Source organism: Fusobacterium ulcerans (genome assembly GCF_003019675.1).
In the GTDB taxonomy this organism is placed as follows: Bacteria; Fusobacteriota; Fusobacteriia; order Fusobacteriales; family Fusobacteriaceae; genus Fusobacterium_A; species Fusobacterium_A ulcerans.
In genome coordinates this window covers 306,952-326,491 of record NZ_CP028105.1, presented here as the reverse complement: position 1 = coordinate 326,491, position 19,540 = coordinate 306,952, and the positions used below count along the sequence as shown (strand labels likewise).

Genomic DNA, 19,540 nt, shown 5'->3' with positions numbered 1-19,540 from the left:
GGAGTTAGAAAAATAGGAGGTTAGAATGAGATCAAAGCGTTTTGAAATATTAGGAGCAAGACCTGTAAATAAAGATGGATATGTAAAAGAATGGCCTGAAGTAGGGTTAATAGCAATGAACTCTCCTTTAGATCCAAAACCAAGTGTGAAAGTAGAAAATGGGAAAATAGTTGAACTTGATGGAAAGAAAAGAGAAAACTTTGACCTTTTGGACTATTTTATTGCTGATTATGGAATTATAGCAGAAAATGCTGAAAAAGTAATGGCCATGGATTCTACAGAGATAGCAAGAAAATTAGTTGATATAAATGTATCAAGAGATGAAATATTGAAAATAACTCTTTCTCTTACTCCAGCAAAAGTAGCTGAAGTAATGGGGAAAATGACAGTGTTGGAAATGATGATGGCAGTTAACAAAATGAGAGCAAGAAAAACTCCATCAAACCAATGTCATGTTACAAATATCAAAGATAATCCTGTACAGATTGCAGCAGATGCAGCAGAGGGATCATTAAGAGGATTCTCAGAAGAAGAAACAACTGTAGCAGTAGCAAGATATGCACCTTTTAATGCAATATCACTATTAGTTGGATCACAAGTAGGAAGACCGGGAATACTTACTCAATGTTCTGTAGAGGAAGCTACTGAGCTTTTATTAGGAATGAGAGGGCTTACAGCTTATGCAGAAACAGTTTCAGTTTATGGAACAGAACCTGTATTCATAGATGGAGATGACACTCCTTGGTCAAAAACTTTCCTAGCATCAGCATATGCATCAAGAGGATTAAAAATGAGATACACATCAGGAAGCGGATCAGAAGTTCTTATGGGATATGCAGAAGGATGCTCAATGTTGTATCTTGAAGCTCGTTGCCTGTTTATAACTAAAGGAGCAGGGGTGCAGGGAATACAAAATGGATCAGTAAGTTGTGTAGGAGTACCTGGAGCAGTACCTGGTGGAGTAAGAGAAATCTTAGCAGAAAACTTAGTTGCTATGATGCTTGACCTTGAATGTGCTTCAAGTAACGATCAGACTTTCACTCACTCTGATTTAAGAAGAGTAGCAAGATCATTGATGCAGATGATACCAGGAACTGACTTTATCTGTTCAGGATACAGTTCAACTCCTAACTATGACAATATGTTTGCTGGATCAAACTGGGATGCAGAGGACTATGATGACTGGAATATAATCCAAAGAGATTTAAGAATAGATGCAGGATTGAAACCTGTAAGAGAAGAAGATGTAATTAAGGTTAGAAATAAAGCAGCAAAAGCTATTCAAGCAGTATTTGAGGCTTTAGGACTTCCAGAAATTACAGATGAAGAAGTAGAAGCAGCTACTTATGCTCACGGAAGTAAAGATATGCCTGAAAGAGATATGGTTGCAGATATCAAAGCAGCAAGTGAAATGATGGAAAGAGGAATTACTGGAATAGATGTAGTAAAAGCTCTTAAGTCAAAAGGATTTGATGATGTTGCTTCAGATCTATTGAAATTAATGAAATTGAGAGTTGCAGGAGATCACTTACACACATCAGCAATTTTAGATAAAGATTTTAATGTAATCAGTGCTGTAAATGACAAAAATGATTATAGTGGACCAGGAACAGGATATCAAATCTCTCCTGAAAGATGGACTGAACTTTCAAATATCGGAAATGCAGTAGATGCATCAAAAATCAAATAGAGCAGGGAGGTAACAGATGCAACTGAATGAAAATGAAATCAGAGGAATAATTGAAGAAGTTATAAAAAGATATGCTGGAGAAGGAGCAGTAGCTCCAGTATCAAAACCAGCTGTTGAAGTAAATAGATCAGGAAATCTTGAACTTGTAGAAATAGGAGAGGCTAAAAAGGGAGTTAAAAGTGATGAAGTTATAATAGCTTTAGCACCAGCATTTGGAAAATTCCAAACTGAAACAATAACTCATATTCCTCACGAAGATGTACTGAAGGAAATAATGGCAGGGATAGAAGAGGAAGGGCTTACACCTAGAGTTATCAGAGTATTAAGAACTTCAGATGTATCTATACTTGCAAATGATGGAGCAAAACTTAGTGGATCAGGGATTGGTATAGGGATTCAGTCTAAAGGGACAACAGTTATTCATCAAAAAGATCTTTTTCCTTTAACAAATCTTGAATTATTTCCACAAGCTCCATTGTTAGAAAGAGAGCATTACAGAATGATAGGAAAAAATGCTGCTAAATATGCTAAAGGTGAGTCACCAAAGCCAGTTCCTCAAATGAATGACCAGATGGCAAGACCTAAGTATCAAGCTATTGCAGCATTACTGCATATAAAAGAAACTGAACATGTAGTAAAGGATGCTAAACCTGTGGAGTTAAAAGCTGTTTTTAAATAAAAAATTAAGGGTGGTGAATTAATTTGGACCAACAATTACTTGAAAAAATGATAAGAGAAGTTATGCTTTCAATGGCAAAAGGAGAGAGCAGTAATTCAAATACAACAACAGCATCAAGTTATGGAAAAGCTGATTATCCATTGAGTAAAAAGAAAGCTGATACAGTAAAATCAGCAACTGGAAAAAGATTAGATGAATTTACTATAGAGAATGTAATGAGTGGACAAGTAGGAGCTGCTGACTGTAGAATTGCTCCAGAAACTCTTGAAATGCAGGCTCAAATAGCTGAAAGCGTAAATAGAGATTCATTTGCAAGAAATCTAAGAAGAGCATCAGAGCTTATAGCAGTGCCAGATGCAAGAATACTTGAAATATACAACAGTCTTAGACCATATAGATCAACAAAAGCTGAGCTTATAGCAATAGCAGAAGAATTAGAAAACAAATATAAAGCTGTTGTAAATGCACAGTTCATCAGAGAAGCAGCAGAATTATATGAAAAAAGAGACAGATTGAGAAAAGATTAATCTTTCCCTGTTAGGAGGAAAAATGAAGCTTATTGTAGGAATAGATATAGGAAATGCAACAACTGAAAGTACTCTTGCTGAAGTAAATGGAGGAGATATCAATGTTTTAAGCAGTGGAATAGTAAAAACCACTGGAATAAAAGGTACAAAGGAAAATGTAAAAGGTGTATTTGCATCTTTGCAGAAAGCTTTCCAGAGTGCTGGAAGAGATATGTCTGAATTATCTATGGTGAGAATAAATGAAGCTGCTCCTGTTATAGGAGATGTTGCAATGGAGACAATAACAGAAACTATAATAACTGAATCTACTATGATAGGTCATAATCCTACTACTCCAGGAGGAGCAGGGATAGGAGTGGGGATATCTGTTCTTATTGAGAATATAGATGAAAAACTATCAGGTGAAGATGTGATAGCCCTTATATCAAAAAATATGGATTTTCAGGAAGCAGCAAGAAAAATAAATGAGATGACAGCAAAAGGTGTAAATATAAGAGGGGCAGTAGCCCAAAAGGATGATGCAGTTCTGATAAATAACAGACTGAATAAAAAGATACCTATTGTAGATGAGGTACTGTACTTTGAAAAAATACCTGTAAATATGCTGACAGCTTTGGAAGTTGCTGAAAAGGGAAAGGTTATATCTATGCTTTCAAACCCTTATGGAATAGCAACTCTATTCAAGCTTAATTCTGAAGAAACTAAAATGATAGTGCCTATTTCAAGAGCTCTGATAGGAAATAGATCAGCTGTAGTAATAAAAACTCCTAAGGGAGATGTAAAATCAAGAATAATTCCAGCTGGAAAAATACATATAGCTGGAATGTCAAAAAATAGAGAGATAGAAGTGGATAAAGGGGCAGAACCTATAATGGAAGCTCTGGAAGCTTGTTTTCCTGTAAGTGATATCTGGGGAGAAACTGGAACAAATGCTGGAGGTATGCTTGAAAAAGTAAGAATAGTTATGGCACAGCTTACAGATCAGGATCCTAAAAATATCAAAATACAGGACTTGCTGGCAGTAAACACTTTTGTTCCTAAAAAGGTAAAAGGTGGAATAGCAGAGGAATTTTCAATGGAAAATGCTATAGGATTAGCTGCTATGGTAAAAGCTGACAGACTTCAAATGGAAAGAATAGCTTTGGATCTTCAGGAAAAATTAGGGAAAAAGGTAATGGTTGGAGGAGTAGAGGCTGAAATGGCAATAATTGGAGCTTTGACTACTCCGGGAACTAATAAACCTCTTGCCATAATAGATATGGGAGCAGGATCTACAGATGCCTCTGTAATAACAAGAGATGGAAGGATATCATCGTGTCATTTGGCTGGAGCAGGAAATATGGTCACAATGCTTATAGATAAAGAATTGGGATTAGAAAACTTTGATCTGGCAGAAGATATAAAAAAATATCCTTTAGCAAAAGTAGAAAGTCTTTTCCATATCAGACATGAAGATGGAAGTGTTGAATTCTTTGAAGAAACTCTTGATCCAAGAGCCTTTGCAAGGGTCATAATATTGAAAGAAGGAAAAATGATTCCTCTGGATATAGATGAACCAATTGAAAAAATAAAAAAAGTAAGAAGAGATGCCAAAGAAAAAGTATTTGTAGTGAATGCTGTAAGAGCTTTGAAAAAAGTTTCTCCAAGTGGAAACATCAGAGATATAGATCATGTAGTTCTGGTTGGAGGTTCAGCTCTTGACTTTGAAGTTCCTCAAATGGTGACTGACAAGCTTTCATATTATGGAGTGGTGGCAGGAAGAGGAAATATCAGAGGAACAGAAGGTCCAAGAAATGCAGTTGCTACAGGGCTGGCCCTTTCATATGAGGAGGGACAGTTATGAGAAGAGAAAAAGAAGAGATAGGAATAAATATTTTCTATTCATCAAAGATAGATATAAATGGGAAATTAAGTAATATCTTATGGGGAATAGAAGAGGAAGAGATTCCATACATTCTTGTTCCAACAGAAGACACTGATGCGGAAAAGATGGGAAGTGCAGCTTCTAAATCCTCTAAATTAGGTGTAGGAATAGGAATAGGAGAAAAGGAAGTAACCTTATATCAGGAAAAACTGGAAATGGATAAACCATTATTTAGATATAATTTAGATAGTGATGAAGATATCCTTAGAGCTGTGGGAGTAAATGGAGCCAGACTCATAAAGGGAAATCCATTTATTATCCCAGAGATGACAGGAGGAAAATAGATGATAAGTTCACTAGGATTAATAGAAGTAGTAGGACTGGTAGGAGCAGTAGAAGCAGGAGATACAGCAGTAAAGGCAGCTAATGTAAGACTATTGGGCTATGAATTAACAAAAGGTGGAGGAATGGTCACTGTAAAGATAGAGGGAGAAGTTTCAGCAGTAAAAGCAGCAGTAGATGCAGCAGTTATGGCAGCTGAAAAACTTACTACTGTAGTGAGTCATCTTGTTATTGCAAGACCATCTGAAGAAGTAGCCAAAATGATAGAGAGTACTGAAGAAGAATGTCAATGTTCTTGTGAAGAAGCAGAAACTGAAACTCCAGAAATATCAGAAGAAAAAACAGTTGCAGAACATATAGTTGAAGAAAAAATTGAAGTAGTAGAAGTAGTTGAGGAGATAGAAGCTCCTTTAAAAAAAAAATAAAAACATCAAGAAAAAAATTAAAAAATAAAAAATCAGAGGAGGAATAAAAATGGGTAACGCATTAGGATTAATAGAAACTAAAGGACTTGTAGGAGCAATCGAAGCAGCAGATGCTATGACTAAATCTGCAAATGTTGAATTAGTAGGATATGAAAAAATAGGATCAGGACTTGTTACTGTAATGGTAAGAGGAGATGTAGGAGCAGTAAAAGCAGCAGTAGATGCTGGAGCAGCAGCAGCAGAAAGAGTTGGAACTGTTCAATCTATCCATGTAATTCCTAGACCACATGCTGATACAGAAAAATTATTACCAAAATTAGTAAAATAGGCTTTTAAATGAAATCACTGGAAAATATTTTGAGAGAGGTGCTTACAGAGATCATTTCTGATGATGTGGTAGTCGGAGTATCTAACAGACATATCCATCTTTCTCAAGAAGACTTAGAAATATTATTTGGTAAGAGTCATGTTCTTACAAAAATGAAAGATATGAAACAGCCAGGGCAGTTTGCAGCAGAAGAAACAGTTACTATCCAAGGACCAAAAGGAAAATTCGAAGGGGTCAGAGTATTAGGACCAGTGAGAAAGGAAACTCAGGTGGAGATATCAATATCTGATAGTTTTAAACTGGGAGTAAAACCTCCAGTAAGAGAATCTGGAAAACTCGATGGAACTCCAGGAGTGAAAATAATAGGTCCTAAAGGAGAAGTAATAAAAGAGCATGGAGTAATAGTTGCTGGAAGACACATACATATGCCTAAATTTATAGCTGATATAAAAGGGTATAAAGATGGGGATATAGTAAAAGTTGAAACATGTGGAGAAAGAAAAGTATTATTATACAATGTTCTCATGAGAGTTGGAAATAATATGGCAAAGGAGATTCATCTGGATATGGACGAATCAAATGCTTCTGGATTAAAAAATAATGATTTTGTAAAAATAATAAGGGATTGATAAAAATATGGGTGGCTTTTTGGTCACCCATATATAAAAACCCTGTGAGGGGTGACAAATGGACTTTGATATGATGGTGGACTACATTGTCCAGGAAGTATTAAAAAAAATTGAGTTAAATGAAACAGCATATAAAGTAGAAAGAAATAGAGGTTTGGTTATAATCAATGGAGGAACTGGAAATCTTGAACAGGTTATATTGGAGCTTAAAAAAATAAGTGAAAGATATGAACTGGATATAGTTTTTTCAGAGGCAGGAGAAAAGATAGTCAGGAAAGAGAAATTTCAAAATTTTAATGTAATTGATAAGTTTGAAATGGAGACTTGTGAACCTCTTCTGAAAAAAAATGATATTATAATTCTTCCATTACTTACAAAAAACAGCTGTGCTAAGATTGCTGTTGGAATTAGAGATAATGCAGTAACTTATCTTATTTCAAAAGCTCTGCTGGCTCAGAAAGAGATAGTAGCAGTATATGATTCATGTATAGCAGATAATAAAACAGCATATGGAAACCAAATTAACTTTAATATAGAAAAGCTGAAGAGTTATGGAATTATATTTGTAAAGAGCAGTGAGTTATCTGACTATATTTTAAACAGGAGAAATTTAGAAATAAATTCTCTGAAAGAGAAAAAAATAATCACTGCTGAAGATATTTATGATATAAAGAATAAAAAAATTATAGTATCTAAAAGTACAATTGTAACAACTCTGGCAAGAGAAAAGGCTGAAAATAATGGAATCATTTTTGAAACTGAAAAATAATTGGGAGTTGATAATATATGTTTTTAGCTAAAGTCGTAGGAAAAATAGTATCAACAACAAAAGATGAAGGACTTAATGGTAAAAAAATCCTTATTATTGCTCCAATAGATATGAATGGAGCAGTGACAGGAAAAGAAATAGTGAGCATAGACAGTGTGGGAGCAGGAATTGGAGATCAGGTTCTTGTCACTAGAGGAAGTGTGTCTATGTATGCTTTTGGTGAAAACCATATCCCCATCGACTCAGCCATAGTTGCTATAATTGATACTATAGAGCAGAGTTAGGTGGTGAAGAGATGAAAGAGGTCTACACCAATTTAATGAAAGTATATACAAGAAAAGGAGATTCTGGAGAAACAGGACTATATGGTGGGAGCAGGATATCAAAAAATAGTATCAAAGTAGATACTTATGGAAATATAGATGAATCTGCTGCATTCATAGGAGCTGCCAGAGCTTTAATAAAGGATAAAGAAATAAAAGATATACTCTATAAAATACAGGAAAAATTTCTTGTAATAGGGGCATATTTAGCAAGTGATAAAAATGGAATAACTAAACTTAAAGAAAAAATAGAAATATCAGATATAGAAAATCTTGAAAAAATAATGGATGAATATTCAAAAAATCTTCTTCCATTATATAAGTTTATTATTCCAGGGGAAAATATAGAATCTGCCGCTCTTCATGTAGCCAGAACAGTAGTGAGAAGAAGCGAAAGAAAAATAGTAGCTTTAAAAGAAAGAGATGAAGTAGCTCCTGAAGTATTGAAGTATGTCAATAGAGTTTCAGATATATTATTCGTTTTAGCTAGAGTAGTAGAAGATCAGGAAGCAGTAAGACATATTTCAAATGCTATTATAGAAAAAATTAATGTTTATGAAAAAAAGAATCTGCTGTCTTTAGAGGAAGCAAAAAAAATAGTGGAATCTGGGAAAAATAAAGCTAGAGAGATAAAGAAAGATTTTGTTCTGGCAGTTGTTAATTCAGAAGGGAATCTTATACTGGAAGAAAAAATGGACAATGCTATATTGGCAAGTATAGAAATAGCATTGAAAAAAGCATATACAGCAGCAGCTTTAAAAATAGAAACATCAGAACTTGCAAAACTGGTTCAGCCTAACGGCTCTCTATATGGACTGCATACAGATCAAAGGTATGTAGTATTTGGCGGAGGTTCTCCGCTGAAGAAAAATGGTGAAATAGTAGGAGCAGTAGGAGTGAGCGGAGGAACAGTAGATGAAGATATGACAGTTGCAAAAGCTTGTGTAGAAGCTTTTTGTAAAAGTTAGGAGGAAATTAATATGAATTTAGAAGCAAATAACATGGATGAAATAGTTGCTCTGATAATGAAGGAATTGAAGAAAACAGATATAAAAGCAGGGTGTCAAAGCTGTGAGAGTCCTAAAAATGGAGTTTTCTCTTCAATGGATGAAGCTATTGCAGCTGCAAAAAAAGCTCAGGAGATATTATTTAGCTCGAGATTAGAAATGAGAGAAAAAATAGTAGCTTCTATTAGAGAAGTAATGAAAGATTATGTTGTAGAATTAGCAGAACTTGGAGTAAAGGAAACTGGTATGGGAAGAGCAGCTGATAAAGCTCTGAAGCATCAGGTGACAATAGAAAAAACTCCAGGAGTAGAAGATTTAAGAGCATTTGCTTTCAGTGGAGATGATGGACTTACAGTTATGGAACTTTCACCATATGGAGTGATAGGAGCTATAACACCATCAACAAATCCAAGTGAGACAATAATATGTAATTCTATTGGAATGATATCAGCAGGAAACTCTGTTGTATTTGCCCCTCACCCAGGAGCAAAGAGAACTTCAATAAAAACTGTAGAGATAATAAACGAAGCTGTAAGAAAAGCTGGAGGGCCAGAAAATCTTGTAGTAACTATTGCCGAACCAAGCATAGAAAATACAAATAGGATGATGGAAAATCCAGATATAAAAATGCTGGTAGCTACTGGGGGACCGGGAGTAGTCAAAAGTGTAATGTCAAGTGGAAAAAAAGCCATTGGTGCAGGAGCAGGGAACCCACCAGTATTGGTTGATGAAACTGCTGATATTGAAAAAGCAGCAAGAGATATAGTTGCAGGATGCAGTTTTGACAACAATCTTCCATGTATTGCTGAAAAAGAAGTAGTGGCAGTAGATTCTATAACAGATTATCTGATATTTGAAATGCAGAAAAATGGAGCATATTTAATAAAAGATAAATCAGTAATAGATAGACTTGTTGCTATGGTTTTGAAAAATGGATCTCCTAATAGAGCATATGTTGGAAAGGATGCTTCATATATTCTAAAGGATTTAGGAATAAATGTTGGAGGTGAAATAAGAGTTATTATTACTGAGGCTGACAAAGATCATCCATTTGCTGTAGAGGAATTGTTAATGCCAATACTTCCTATTATTAGAGTAAAGAATGCTTTAGAAGGAATAGAGGTATCAAAAAAATTAGAACATGGACTTAGACATACTGCCATGATACATTCTAAAAATATAGACATACTTACAAAATATGCAAGAGATATGGAAACTACTATATTAGTTAAAAATGGACCTTCTTTTGCAGGAATCGGAGTAGGTGGAGAAGGACATACTACATTTACTATAGCTGGACCTACTGGAGAAGGACTTACATCAGCTAAGAGTTTTGCAAGAAACAGAAGATGCGTTCTTGTAGGTGGATTATCTATAAAATAATTTTTATCAATAGGAAAAGACTGATTTAAAAGATAAATTTAATTTTTAGTCAGTCTTTTCTTCAAAAATATCTTTTTTATAGTTGTGGAATAAAATATATTTATTTTAGAATCATAAGAAGGATACAAGGGAGAGGAGGAAGAAAATGAAAAAATCATTGATTCTATTGGAATTTAAAAATATAAGTACAGGATTTTTTGTACTGGATGAAATAACTAAGAATTTTAATGTAAGTATGGAAATATTAAAACTTTTATGTCCTGGAAGATACATGATAATATGCAGTGGAAATCAAGGGGAGATAGAGAGTCTTAGAAAATATATAAGTGAAATTAAAGAGAATGAAAAACATAAACATATAACTGAAAGATTAGTCAGTGGAGTAGATGAATACCTTCTGAAAAAGATTAATAAAAGCGTGAAATTTTCTGACTCTGTAAAAAGTTTAGGAGTTCTTGAATTTTCAAATACTGTACAGGCTATAGAAACAGCAGACTATATAGAAGATGAAAGTCCAGTAGAAGTATTGACTATAAAAATAGGACTGGGTATGTGTAATAAAGGGGTTATTTTATTTGAAGGGGATACTTCATCTGTAATAAATATAGTGAATAAAATAGAAGGGATGGGGTTAAAAGAACTCATATCTTCAGAGGTAATTAATTCACCAAATAGAGAATTTTTAAAAAGTTTTTATTTTTAGAAGACAGGGAGATAAATATGAATCTTAAAAAAGTAAACGAATATATAAAGCAATTTGATAAAGCCATAGAAGAGCCAAATCTGAGCTTTGAAAAAGATGAATATTATGTTGGAGTGGATCTAGGAACAGCTAATATTGTAATGTGTGTAGTGGACAAAAATGGAGTTCCAGTAGGAGGAGAAAGCTATCAGTCATCTGTTGTAAAAGATGGGATAGTAGTGGATTTTATTGGAGCAATCAATATAGTGAAAAAAATGAAAGAGAATCTTGAATATAAACTTGGAATAGAAATTAATAAGGGATTTACAGCTATACCGCCTGGAGTAGAGAGTGGAAGTGTAAAAGCAATAGTGAATGTAATAGAATCGGCAGATATAGATGTAATCAAGGTAGTGGATGAGCCTTCAGCAGCTGCAAAAGTTTTAAAAATAAAAGATGGAGCAGTTGTAGATGTCGGGGGAGGAACTACTGGAATAAGCATTTTAAAAGATGGGAAGGTAATTTTTACAGCAGATGAGCCTACTGGAGGAACTCATATGTCTCTGGTGCTTGCTGGAAATTATGGAATAACTTTTGATGAAGCTGAAAAAATAAAAAAAGATATTAAAAGAGAAGGGGAAGTTTTTCAAATAATCAGGCCGGTAGTTGAAAAAATGGCTTCTATAGTTAAAAAATTTATTCAGGATTTTGATGTAAAAGATGTGTATATAGTTGGAGGAGCTTGCACATTTAAAGAATTTGAAAGCGTTTTTGAAAAAGAGCTCAAAAGAAAAGTCATCAAAACTTATAAACCACTTTTAGTGACACCACTAGGGATAGCACTTACAGGTTTAGAGTAAAAATATATAGGAGGGTTTAGAATATGAATGTTTATCTAGCAGAGTTTATAGGAACAGCCATCATTATTTTCTTTGGGGGAGGGGTAGTAGCAAACGTTTCATTGACGAAATCTAAGGCACAGGGAGCCGGTTGGATGGTAATCACAGCAGCTTGGGCTCTAGGAATAGCAACAGCAGTATATACAGTAGGATGGATAAGCGGAGCACATCTTAATCCAGCACTTTCTATAGCATTAGCTGTGATAGGGGCTTTAAAATGGGAATATCTTTTTGGATATATAGCAGCACAAATACTTGGAGCAATGTTTGGAAGTCTTTTAGTATTTTTGACTTTTAAACTGCATTTCGATGAAGAGGAAAATCAAGGAGCATTACTTGCTATATTCTGTACAGGACCAGCTATAAGAAATTATTTTTGGAACTGTGTAACAGAAATACTTGCTACTGCTATGTTTGTTTTTGGAGTATTAGGAATAGGAAATGCAAAGAATACAGCAGTTGCTTTTACACTTTCTAATGGAGCAGAGGCATCAGGAAATATTGGAATACTAGGTGGACTTTTAGTAGGATTTTTAGTTTGGGCAATCGGTATGAGTTTTGGAGGGCCTACAGGATACGCTCTTAACCCAGCAAGAGATTTAGGACCTAGAATAATGCATGCTCTTCTTCCGATAAAACATAAAGGAAGTTCAGACTGGGCATATGCATGGGTGCCGATTATAGCCCCTATCATAGGAGCAGTTTTAGGAGCACTTTTATATACAGCTATATTTAATTAAAATAATTATATTGCATAAGAGAAAAGAATTTTGTAATTGAACTGCACCCAAAATTTTAGCTAGCTAAGATGGAGGGTGTTTTTTATATTCAAAAATAATTCTAAGAATTTTCTTTAAAAGATAGAAAGAAAAATTTTAAAATTTTTATAAAAAGATGGGATATTTAATTAATGAGATAACATATAAAAAAATATACTGAAAGAATATAAATTTTATTAAGCTAAGATATGTTTTTCTTTTAAAAAAAATGGTATAATCTTGGATATAAAGAATGGTTTGGAAAAAGAAAGTCATTTAATTACGAATTCATAAAAAAAGACAACAACATAAAGCTTATACTTACTAAAAAATAGGAGGTAAGAATGAAAGTAAAGGAAATATGTGAAAGTATTAATGTGGAAAAGGTTATGAAGGTAATAGCCTTAAATGAAATCAGTGGAAATGAAAATGTTATTTGCAAGTTTAGCTTTGCAGGGGGAATATCTGGATATAGTTTTGGAAGAAGCCAGTTTGATGTGAAACATAATGAGGGAGCTAGAAATTTTCTTAGAAGCAAATGTGGTTTTACACAAGCTGAAATTGATAAACTTTTAAGGCTTGATAAGGATATAGCTCCACTAAATGAAAAACTAAAAGCTCATAGAAAAGAGATAGATGAACTCGATATTGAGCATACAAAGAAAATGATATCTCATGTGGCTTCACTGGAAAAACTTCCAGATATGGGGGAAAAAACTTTCGTTTATCTGGTAGATTATCATAATCAATTCTGTTTGAGCAAAGGTGGAAAGATGCATCAATGGCTGCAAACAAAAGTTTCACTAATCCCAGAAGATATTCTTAATTTCAAATTAGGTTTAAAGTGGGGAAAAGAGCATCCAGAAGATGTAAAAAGAAGATGGAATAATATAGAAAAAGAATGGCAAGATAAAAATTGAGGAGGAGTAATTATGGATTTAATAAATAAAATAAAACAAAATACTATTATTTTTGCAGGGTATGGATATCATGAAAAAACAATAAATGTAACTGAAAAAATAAAAGCAGGATATAAAGCAGGAAAAAGAGAATTTAAAGCTGGAAATGATATTGCTGGAGATCCTTTAGTAGGAAGAAGAAAATCTTTATATATTGTTTGGACAGAAAATGGAACAACAAAATCAGGAAATGTTGAAGAGGGAGATGGAAGAGGAATAATTCTTCCAAACAACTTGCTGATAGCAGATTAGTAAGCAGGATTTATAAAAAACGAAGGTACTTTTATGAGGTACCTTCATTTTAATATTATCTAGTAAAAATAAATTTATCCTTATCAGATAATTCATTATTAATTGAATATCCAAGCTCAGAAAATTCTTTGATTTTTTCTGCAACATTAATCCTGTTTTTGATGAGATAATTAAGCATACTTCCTCTGCCCTGCTTTGCAAAGCTGCTGACAGATTGAAATTTTCCATTTTTATTTTCTTTAAAATCAATATCAATAATTCTATATGGAAAATGTTTTCTCTCTATCATCTTAGAATACTCTCCTGAAGCAAGGTTTATAAGAGTTTTATCAGAATCATTTTTTAAAAGACAGCTGATATAGTCTGTAACCTCTCTGTTCCAAAAAGAATAGAGTGATGATGAAGAAAGCTTCATAGTCATATCCAATCTATAATTCTTAACAGAATCAGAGGGATGTAAAACTCCATAAAAAGCAGAAAGAATAAGGAGAGTATTTTCAGCATATTCAACATTGCTTTTATCATATTTTTCTAATTCCAGATTTTTAAATGAAACTCCATTGTATAATGAAAATGCAGATATCTCTTTTAAAGAATTGAAATTTCTTATATTCTCAAAAGTTTCTTCCAAAAGTTTACCCTTAATTTTCATAATTTCTGCAATCTCTTCCTTAGAAAAACTTTGAATCATTTTCAGAAGCTCACTATTCTTTTCTTTGAAAAATATAGGAGAAGAGGGGAGAGATAATATATCCCTATTCCTCATCTCTTTACTTGGTGAAAATATGATCTTCATTAGAAAAATATCCCATTGTCACAGTAGTTTTCTCCAAGAAGTGGGAAGAAGATAATACAGCAGTCTTTATCTCCATTTATTTTTTTAATAGCTCTTGTTAAAAATTCACCAACCATAGCTTTTACTTCTGGAGTTCTTTCAAACCAGTACAGTTCAACAAATGTATATCCATCTACTATTTTTCCATCATAGATATATTCAGTATCCATATGTTCAATAGTAAACCAAGTTCTGTCACACTTGATTATTTCAGTAAGACCATCAATTATCTCCTTGCTGTTTTCAATTAAAGCTTTTTTATCCATTCCTCTAACTTTTAAATGTGGCATAATTTCCTCCTAAATTTTTATTATAAAGATTCCTTTTCAGGAACCAAAGTTACATTGATGTAGTTATTTAAGTTTATTGCTTTCTTAGCAAAGTCCATTAAATCTTTTTTCTGCATTATTTTTGCATATTCTTCTGGAGTAGGAACTTTGTATTCAGGATCAACAGTAGATTTTTGATAGAAATAATTTAACCAGAATACATTTTCTTTTAATTCATTTTTATATGAAAGTTCATAGTTTTTTATAATACTGTCTATTTTCTTCTGATCTATATCTTTGCTGGACATATCAGAAATAACTTGCAGGACTGCTTTTGTTAATTCTTCAGCTCTCTTAGTGTCACAGCTGAAACTTATTATCATTCTGTCTTCACCAAAATTATTAGGTGAAAGAGAAACTTTAGATGAGATAGAGTACACACCGCCTATTTTTTCTCTGATATCTTCAATAAGAGCTATATTTAATACTCTTGAGAAACCACTGTACAGGATTCTTTCCTTTTCTCCATAAGTACTGTTATATGGGAATATTAAAGTTACAGTTGATTTTTTATCAATTCCCTTTACTACCTCTTTTTTTACTATATCCTTAGGGATATTCAAAGCAAGCGGCTTAGGAGAAATTGTTTTCTCACTGCTAGGCAATGAAGCAAAATATTTCTCAAGGAGTGCAGGAAGTTCTTTTTCATCAAATGAACCAACTATTAATAATTGATAACCATTAAAATCATCAAATTTATTCTTAAATACATTTAAAGCTTCATCTTTATTAACTTTTTCTAAATCTTCAAGAGACAGAGGAAGCCTTCTTGGATTGTTTCCACTGTATAGTTTAGAAATTTCATCATTATATACAGCTCTTGGAGAGTTATTTCTATTTAGGATAGTTTCTTTAGTATTTTCTATCATTGTTTTAAATATTACATCATCAATTTTAGGTTCTTTTACAGTATAGCTCATATATTCTAAAGCTGGGATAAGATTTTCTTTATCTGTTGTCATAGAAATTCCTTGCTCATAGTCAGTAATATATGGAGACACGCTGAAATTTTTTCCCTTCATGAAGTTTTCTAAATCATTAGGAGAAATATTAGCTGCTCCAGAACTCATTACAAGATCGCTGCTGAATATAGAATTCAAATATTCAGGGTATGTATCAACTGAGCTTCCCTCTTTTTTAAATAATTTTATATATATTTTATCTTTGTCAAAGTCTGTTGACTTAGATAATACTTTAATTCCATTGGAAAGAGTAAAAGCTCCATCTTTAGATTCAGTTATTTTTCCATTTGTTACCTTAATAGGAGGAAGCTCTACATTTGCTGAAGAAAAATCCAATAGATTATCTTTTGCATCTCTGCTCTCAGTCATTACTTTTTCAAGCTGCTTTTCATCTGGAACACCTTTTCCAGTAGATGGAGCAGTCAGGAAGTAAAGAGTATTGCTGTCATATATTTCTTTCATTCTTCTATTAAGATCAGATAATCTTATTTTGTCTAATTCTTTTGAGAATACTTCAAATTCCTTATCTACATCTAGGAAGCTGTCTCCAGACATGATGTATTCCACAAGGGCGTTTATATATGTTCCATGCTGGATGCTTTCTTTATTTGCAACTAAAGTTTTGTAACTGTTATAAATATTTTTCTTTTCCAGTTCAAGTTCTGTTTGGTTTATTCCTTTTATTGTAGATGTTTTTAAAGCTGCATTGAGAAGAGCAGCTCCCTCTTCTATTCTTCCATCTCTTACAGCAGCCACTGCACTAAAGATATCACTGTGGTTGTTGATAGAATATTTATACACAAGACTTTCCATAATTGGAGAATTATCCTGTTTAGAAAGATTAGCTAACCTTGTATTCAGTATATTGAAAAGAAGCTGGTCTATGATGTTTGTTTCCATTCCCTCTTCAGTGTTTACAATAGTTCTATCCAATAGTTTTGTCATATAGAAAGTATTATATGTGATTTCAGGATCAGTAAAGACTATATAATTATTTTTAAGTTCAGCAAGCTTATAGTCTTCTGGAACAGTAACTTTTTTATCACTTGTGTAGTTGAAATATTTTTTGATTATATTTTCCACCTGAACAGGATCAAAATCTCCAACTGCAACTACAGACATATTCTCAGGAAGATACCATCTGTCATAGAAACCTTTCAAGATTTCAGAAGTAGCTCCATTAATAGTTTCAGGAAGACCTATTGGAAATCTGTCAAAATATCTTGAATTACCAAAGATAGCTTTTTTATGAATATCTCCAAGTCTCTGAGAAAGACCTTGTCTTAATCTCCACTCTTCTATAATAACTTTCTTTTCACTTTCTACCTGATCAGGAGCCAGAGTTACTTCTGTAGCCCATTCTCTAAGAACTTCTACACCTTTTTCTATATCTTCAGTTGTAGTTGAAGGAACTTGCAGCTTATATACAGTTCTGTCAAAAGAAGTATAGGCATTTAAGTCTCCTCCAAAATTTAATCCAAGAGATTGAAGGTATTTTATCATATCATTTTTTTCATATTTTGTAGTACCATTGAAAGCCATATGCTCAAGAAAATGAGCCAGCCCTTGCTCCTGCTCTGTTTCATACAGAGAACCAGCTTTCACTACAAGATTAAGTTCAGCCTTCTCTTCTGGTTTTTTATTTTTGTATATGTAATAAGTTATTCCATTTGGAAGTTTTCCAGTAACTAGATTTGAGCTGTTTTCCAAAGGCTTGGAAAAGACAGTTATAGAAAATATGAAAAGTAGAACAGTAAAAATGTATTTTTTAAATTTTTGCATTAATTATCACCTCAAAGTTGTTTTAAATATATCATAGCATAATTTTACCAAAAAGAGATTAGAAATTTTTATCTTTTTTTCTTCAAGTTCCTCTAAAAAATGTTATAATAAAAAAGAAAGACGATTTTGATAAAATTATTAAAAAAAGGAAAGTGAGAAGATGAGCTACAGAATAGTATTGATTCATGGATTTCATAGAGATTATAGAGATATGGAGCCATTGGAACAAAATTTAACTTCATTAGGGTATAAAGTAGAAAACTTAAATTTTCCTCTTACTTTTCCAGATATAAAATTTTCAGTGGAGATGCTTAAAAGTTTTCTTTTAGATCTAAAATATGGTGGACTTAGTGAGAAAGAGGAAATTGTTCTCATTGGATATGGGCTTGGAGGGCTATTAATTGAGGAAACTTTGAGAGATAAAGAAGCAGAAGACATTGTTGATAAAATAGTATTGATAGCTGCTCCTCTGAGAGATTCAGTTGTTCATAGAAGATTAAAAAGGATTTTTCCACTGTTGGACACTATATTTAAACCATTGAGGCTTTTCAAAAGAAAAAAAGAATATGAAATAGATAGAAAGATAGAGATAGGATTGATTATAGGGACAGAGACAGATGGAATATTTAGTAAATGGCTGGGAGAATATAATGATGGTCTGGTAAATTCTAAAGAATGTATGCTGGGTTATGCTAAGGATACTCTTTTTCTTCCTCTTGTCCATGATGAAATACATAAAAAAATGGGAACAGCAAAATATATAAATAATTTTATATCAAAGGGACAGTTTAGAGTAGATTAATTGGAGGAAGCAAATGGAAAAAAAGATAGAGAAGTATGTAGAACTTGCTGTAAAGATTGGAATAAATCTTCAGCAGGGACAGATTTTGGTTATAAATTCTCCTGTAGAAACAGCTGACTTTACAAGAAAAATTGTAGAGGCTGCATATAAAAATGGAGCAAAAGAAGTAATAGTTCATTGGAATGATGAGATATGTGGGAAATATAAGTATCTATACGGAGCAGAGGAGCTATTTGAAAATTATCCACAATGGCAGGTAGAATCTGTTATGGAATATATGAGAAAAGGAGCTGCTTTTCTAAGTGTATATGCTTCTGATCCAGAATTATTAAAAGATGTAGAGCAAAACAAAATCGCAAAATATCAGAGAGCCAGAAGCAGAGCATTGAAGGAATATTATGATAAAATACTGAATAACTATAATCAATGGTGTGTAGTATCTGTACCAACTGATGCTTGGGCTGGAAAAATATTCCCAGAATTGACTAAAGAAGAAAGTAAAGAAAAATTATGGGATCTCATTTTCTCAATAGTGAGAGCAGATAAAGAAAATCCAATAGAGGAATGGAAAAAACATTTAAACTCATTAAAAGAGAATATGAATTATCTTAATAAAAAGAAATTTAAAAAGTTGATATATAAAAATTCACTTGGAACAAATCTGGAGATAGGTCTTCCAGAGGGGCATATTTGGACAGCAGGAGGAGAAACTTCAAAAGAGGGTGTATATTTTGTAGCAAATATGCCTACTGAGGAAATATTTACACTGCCTAAAAAAGATGAAGTTAATGGAATAGTTTACAGCAGCAAGCCTTTTAGTTATGGAGGTAATTTAATAGAAAATTTCTCACTTACATTTAAAGAGGGAAAAGTAGTAGATTTTTCTGCTGAAAAGGGAAAAGAAATTCTTAAACAGCTTTTAAAAAGTGATGAGGGATCATCTTATCTTGGAGAGGTAGCACTTGTTCCATATGATTCGCCAATTTCAAATTCAAATACTATATTTTACAATACTCTTTTTGATGAAAATGCTTCATGTCATCTGGCATTGGGGCAGGCTTATCCTATTTGCTTAGAAAATGGAAGTGAAATGGATGAGAGTCAGCTTAGAGAAAAAGGGGTAAATATTTCAATGGTACATGAAGATTTCATGGTTGGAACTTCTGACTTGGAAGTAATTGGAATAGACCATCTTGGAAATGAAACTTTGATAATGAAAAATGGAAATTTTGCCTTTACTGAAAAGTAATAAAGTGATAAAATAGAGTTCCTTGGCAGGGGAATGTATAGACCAAAATAAAAATGAAGATGGCT

At 33.0% G+C, this 19,540-nt stretch carries 22 protein-coding genes; 19 read left to right on the top strand and 3 right to left on the bottom strand.

Going from position 1 to position 19,540, the window contains the following annotated elements:
- The first annotated feature begins 25 nt into the window (after positions 1-25).
- The 17 genes from C4N20_RS01500 (at position 26) to C4N20_RS01420 (ending at position 13,516) form a co-directional block, all read left to right on the top strand.
- The gene (locus tag C4N20_RS01500) at positions 26-1,690 is read left to right on the top strand and encodes a propanediol/glycerol family dehydratase large subunit (RefSeq protein WP_005981598.1); all 1,665 of its coding nucleotides are present in this window, start codon (positions 26-28) and stop codon (positions 1,688-1,690) included.
- A 16-nt stretch (positions 1,691-1,706) separates the two neighbouring features.
- Positions 1,707-2,369: a propanediol/glycerol family dehydratase medium subunit gene (locus tag C4N20_RS01495; RefSeq protein ID WP_005981600.1), complete on the top strand. Its 663-nt coding sequence runs from the start codon at positions 1,707-1,709 to the stop codon at positions 2,367-2,369.
- A gap of 23 nt (positions 2,370-2,392) precedes the next feature.
- Positions 2,393-2,896 carry a diol dehydratase small subunit gene (locus tag C4N20_RS01490; RefSeq protein ID WP_005981602.1) on the top strand — a complete coding sequence of 168 codons (504 nt, stop codon included), beginning with the start codon at positions 2,393-2,395 and terminating at the stop codon, positions 2,894-2,896.
- 22 nt (positions 2,897-2,918) lie between these two features.
- Positions 2,919-4,739, top strand: a complete 1,821-nt coding sequence (locus C4N20_RS01485) for a diol dehydratase reactivase subunit alpha (protein WP_005981604.1) — start codon at positions 2,919-2,921, stop codon at positions 4,737-4,739.
- Positions 4,736-5,104: a glycerol dehydratase reactivase beta/small subunit family protein gene (locus tag C4N20_RS01480; RefSeq protein WP_005981606.1), complete on the top strand. Its 369-nt coding sequence runs from the start codon at positions 4,736-4,738 to the stop codon at positions 5,102-5,104. Before C4N20_RS01485 ends, C4N20_RS01480 begins: the two co-directional genes overlap by 4 nt.
- The gene (locus tag C4N20_RS01475) at positions 5,105-5,527 is read left to right on the top strand and encodes a BMC domain-containing protein (protein WP_005981608.1); all 423 of its coding nucleotides are present in this window, start codon (positions 5,105-5,107) and stop codon (positions 5,525-5,527) included.
- A gap of 49 nt (positions 5,528-5,576) precedes the next feature.
- Positions 5,577-5,855: a propanediol utilization microcompartment protein PduA gene (gene pduA / locus C4N20_RS01470; RefSeq protein WP_005947636.1), complete on the top strand. Its 279-nt coding sequence runs from the start codon at positions 5,577-5,579 to the stop codon at positions 5,853-5,855.
- Between the two features lie 8 nt (positions 5,856-5,863).
- On the top strand, positions 5,864-6,484 hold the full coding sequence (gene pduL / locus C4N20_RS01465) for a phosphate propanoyltransferase (RefSeq protein ID WP_005981611.1): 621 nt from the start codon (positions 5,864-5,866) through the stop codon (positions 6,482-6,484).
- A gap of 58 nt (positions 6,485-6,542) precedes the next feature.
- Positions 6,543-7,253: a flavoprotein gene (locus tag C4N20_RS01460; RefSeq protein WP_005981613.1), complete on the top strand. Its 711-nt coding sequence runs from the start codon at positions 6,543-6,545 to the stop codon at positions 7,251-7,253.
- A 17-nt stretch (positions 7,254-7,270) separates the two neighbouring features.
- Positions 7,271-7,537 carry a EutN/CcmL family microcompartment protein gene (locus tag C4N20_RS01455; RefSeq protein ID WP_005981614.1) on the top strand — a complete coding sequence of 89 codons (267 nt, stop codon included), beginning with the start codon at positions 7,271-7,273 and terminating at the stop codon, positions 7,535-7,537.
- A gap of 11 nt (positions 7,538-7,548) precedes the next feature.
- Positions 7,549-8,544 carry a cob(I)yrinic acid a,c-diamide adenosyltransferase gene (locus tag C4N20_RS01450; RefSeq protein WP_005981615.1) on the top strand — a complete coding sequence of 332 codons (996 nt, stop codon included), beginning with the start codon at positions 7,549-7,551 and terminating at the stop codon, positions 8,542-8,544.
- A gap of 12 nt (positions 8,545-8,556) precedes the next feature.
- Positions 8,557-9,966 (top strand): aldehyde dehydrogenase family protein, encoded by a 1,410-nt coding sequence (locus tag C4N20_RS01445; RefSeq protein ID WP_005981617.1) that lies wholly within the window; start codon positions 8,557-8,559, stop codon positions 9,964-9,966.
- A gap of 145 nt (positions 9,967-10,111) precedes the next feature.
- Positions 10,112-10,669 carry a BMC-T shell protein gene (locus C4N20_RS01440; RefSeq protein WP_005981619.1) on the top strand — a complete coding sequence of 186 codons (558 nt, stop codon included), beginning with the start codon at positions 10,112-10,114 and terminating at the stop codon, positions 10,667-10,669.
- 17 nt (positions 10,670-10,686) lie between these two features.
- Positions 10,687-11,508, top strand: coding sequence for an ethanolamine utilization protein EutJ (gene eutJ, locus C4N20_RS01435; protein WP_005981621.1), 822 nt, complete (start codon positions 10,687-10,689; stop codon positions 11,506-11,508).
- Between the two features lie 23 nt (positions 11,509-11,531).
- Complete coding sequence (locus C4N20_RS01430; RefSeq protein WP_005981623.1) at positions 11,532-12,287, top strand: MIP/aquaporin family protein; 756 nt, start codon at positions 11,532-11,534, stop codon at positions 12,285-12,287.
- Positions 12,288-12,649: 362 nt separating this feature from the next.
- A complete protein-coding gene (locus C4N20_RS01425; RefSeq protein WP_005981626.1) occupies positions 12,650-13,225 on the top strand; it encodes a hypothetical protein in 576 nt (191 codons plus the stop codon).
- A gap of 12 nt (positions 13,226-13,237) precedes the next feature.
- A complete protein-coding gene (locus tag C4N20_RS01420; RefSeq protein ID WP_005981628.1) occupies positions 13,238-13,516 on the top strand; it encodes a hypothetical protein in 279 nt (92 codons plus the stop codon).
- A 55-nt stretch (positions 13,517-13,571) separates the two neighbouring features.
- Here the strand turns inward: C4N20_RS01420 and C4N20_RS01415 are convergent, their stop codons facing one another.
- Genes C4N20_RS01415 through C4N20_RS01405 form a run of 3 tightly spaced genes read right to left on the bottom strand, consistent with a single transcriptional unit; the run spans position 13,572 to position 17,424 of the window.
- Positions 13,572-14,312 carry a YaaA family protein gene (locus C4N20_RS01415; protein WP_005981629.1) on the bottom strand — a complete coding sequence of 247 codons (741 nt, stop codon included), beginning with the start codon at positions 14,310-14,312 and terminating at the stop codon, positions 13,572-13,574.
- A complete protein-coding gene (locus tag C4N20_RS01410) occupies positions 14,312-14,641 on the bottom strand; it encodes a DUF1904 domain-containing protein (RefSeq protein ID WP_005981631.1) in 330 nt (109 codons plus the stop codon). The genes C4N20_RS01415 and C4N20_RS01410 overlap by 1 nt, the downstream gene beginning before the upstream one ends.
- A 20-nt stretch (positions 14,642-14,661) precedes the next feature.
- Complete coding sequence (locus tag C4N20_RS01405) at positions 14,662-17,424, bottom strand: M16 family metallopeptidase (protein WP_005981634.1); 2,763 nt, start codon at positions 17,422-17,424, stop codon at positions 14,662-14,664.
- A gap of 160 nt (positions 17,425-17,584) precedes the next feature.
- Here C4N20_RS01405 and C4N20_RS01400 point away from each other — a divergent pair, with 160 nt between their 5' ends.
- The gene (locus C4N20_RS01400) at positions 17,585-18,226 is read left to right on the top strand and encodes an esterase/lipase family protein (RefSeq protein ID WP_005981636.1); all 642 of its coding nucleotides are present in this window, start codon (positions 17,585-17,587) and stop codon (positions 18,224-18,226) included.
- Positions 18,227-18,239: 13 nt separating this feature from the next.
- On the top strand, positions 18,240-19,475 hold the full coding sequence (locus tag C4N20_RS01395) for an aminopeptidase (RefSeq protein WP_005981638.1): 1,236 nt from the start codon (positions 18,240-18,242) through the stop codon (positions 19,473-19,475).
- Positions 19,476-19,540: the final 65 nt, after the last annotated feature.

Excerpts from the sequence above, each read along its gene's own strand:
- C4N20_RS01500 (WP_005981598.1), top strand. The coding sequence starts at position 26 with ATGAGATCAAAGCGTTTTGAAATATTAGGAGCAAGACCTGTAAATAAA.
- C4N20_RS01495 (WP_005981600.1), top strand. The coding sequence starts at position 1,707 with ATGCAACTGAATGAAAATGAAATCAGAGGAATAATTGAAGAAGTTATA.
- C4N20_RS01485 (WP_005981604.1), top strand. The coding sequence starts at position 2,919 with ATGAAGCTTATTGTAGGAATAGATATAGGAAATGCAACAACTGAAAGT.
- C4N20_RS01480 (WP_005981606.1), top strand. The coding sequence starts at position 4,736 with ATGAGAAGAGAAAAAGAAGAGATAGGAATAAATATTTTCTATTCATCA.
- C4N20_RS01475 (WP_005981608.1), top strand. The coding sequence starts at position 5,105 with ATGATAAGTTCACTAGGATTAATAGAAGTAGTAGGACTGGTAGGAGCA.
- pduA (WP_005947636.1), top strand. The coding sequence starts at position 5,577 with ATGGGTAACGCATTAGGATTAATAGAAACTAAAGGACTTGTAGGAGCA.
- pduL (WP_005981611.1), top strand. The coding sequence starts at position 5,864 with ATGAAATCACTGGAAAATATTTTGAGAGAGGTGCTTACAGAGATCATT.
- C4N20_RS01460 (WP_005981613.1), top strand. The coding sequence starts at position 6,543 with ATGGACTTTGATATGATGGTGGACTACATTGTCCAGGAAGTATTAAAA.
- C4N20_RS01455 (WP_005981614.1), top strand. The coding sequence starts at position 7,271 with ATGTTTTTAGCTAAAGTCGTAGGAAAAATAGTATCAACAACAAAAGAT.
- C4N20_RS01450 (WP_005981615.1), top strand. The coding sequence starts at position 7,549 with ATGAAAGAGGTCTACACCAATTTAATGAAAGTATATACAAGAAAAGGA.
- C4N20_RS01445 (WP_005981617.1), top strand. The coding sequence starts at position 8,557 with ATGAATTTAGAAGCAAATAACATGGATGAAATAGTTGCTCTGATAATG.
- C4N20_RS01440 (WP_005981619.1), top strand. The coding sequence starts at position 10,112 with ATGAAAAAATCATTGATTCTATTGGAATTTAAAAATATAAGTACAGGA.
- eutJ (WP_005981621.1), top strand. The coding sequence starts at position 10,687 with ATGAATCTTAAAAAAGTAAACGAATATATAAAGCAATTTGATAAAGCC.
- C4N20_RS01430 (WP_005981623.1), top strand. The coding sequence starts at position 11,532 with ATGAATGTTTATCTAGCAGAGTTTATAGGAACAGCCATCATTATTTTC.
- C4N20_RS01425 (WP_005981626.1), top strand. The coding sequence starts at position 12,650 with ATGAAAGTAAAGGAAATATGTGAAAGTATTAATGTGGAAAAGGTTATG.
- C4N20_RS01420 (WP_005981628.1), top strand. The coding sequence starts at position 13,238 with ATGGATTTAATAAATAAAATAAAACAAAATACTATTATTTTTGCAGGG.
- C4N20_RS01415 (WP_005981629.1), bottom strand. The coding sequence starts at position 14,312 with ATGAAGATCATATTTTCACCAAGTAAAGAGATGAGGAATAGGGATATA.
- C4N20_RS01410 (WP_005981631.1), bottom strand. The coding sequence starts at position 14,641 with ATGCCACATTTAAAAGTTAGAGGAATGGATAAAAAAGCTTTAATTGAA.
- C4N20_RS01405 (WP_005981634.1), bottom strand. The coding sequence starts at position 17,424 with ATGCAAAAATTTAAAAAATACATTTTTACTGTTCTACTTTTCATATTT.
- C4N20_RS01400 (WP_005981636.1), top strand. The coding sequence starts at position 17,585 with ATGAGCTACAGAATAGTATTGATTCATGGATTTCATAGAGATTATAGA.
- C4N20_RS01395 (WP_005981638.1), top strand. The coding sequence starts at position 18,240 with ATGGAAAAAAAGATAGAGAAGTATGTAGAACTTGCTGTAAAGATTGGA.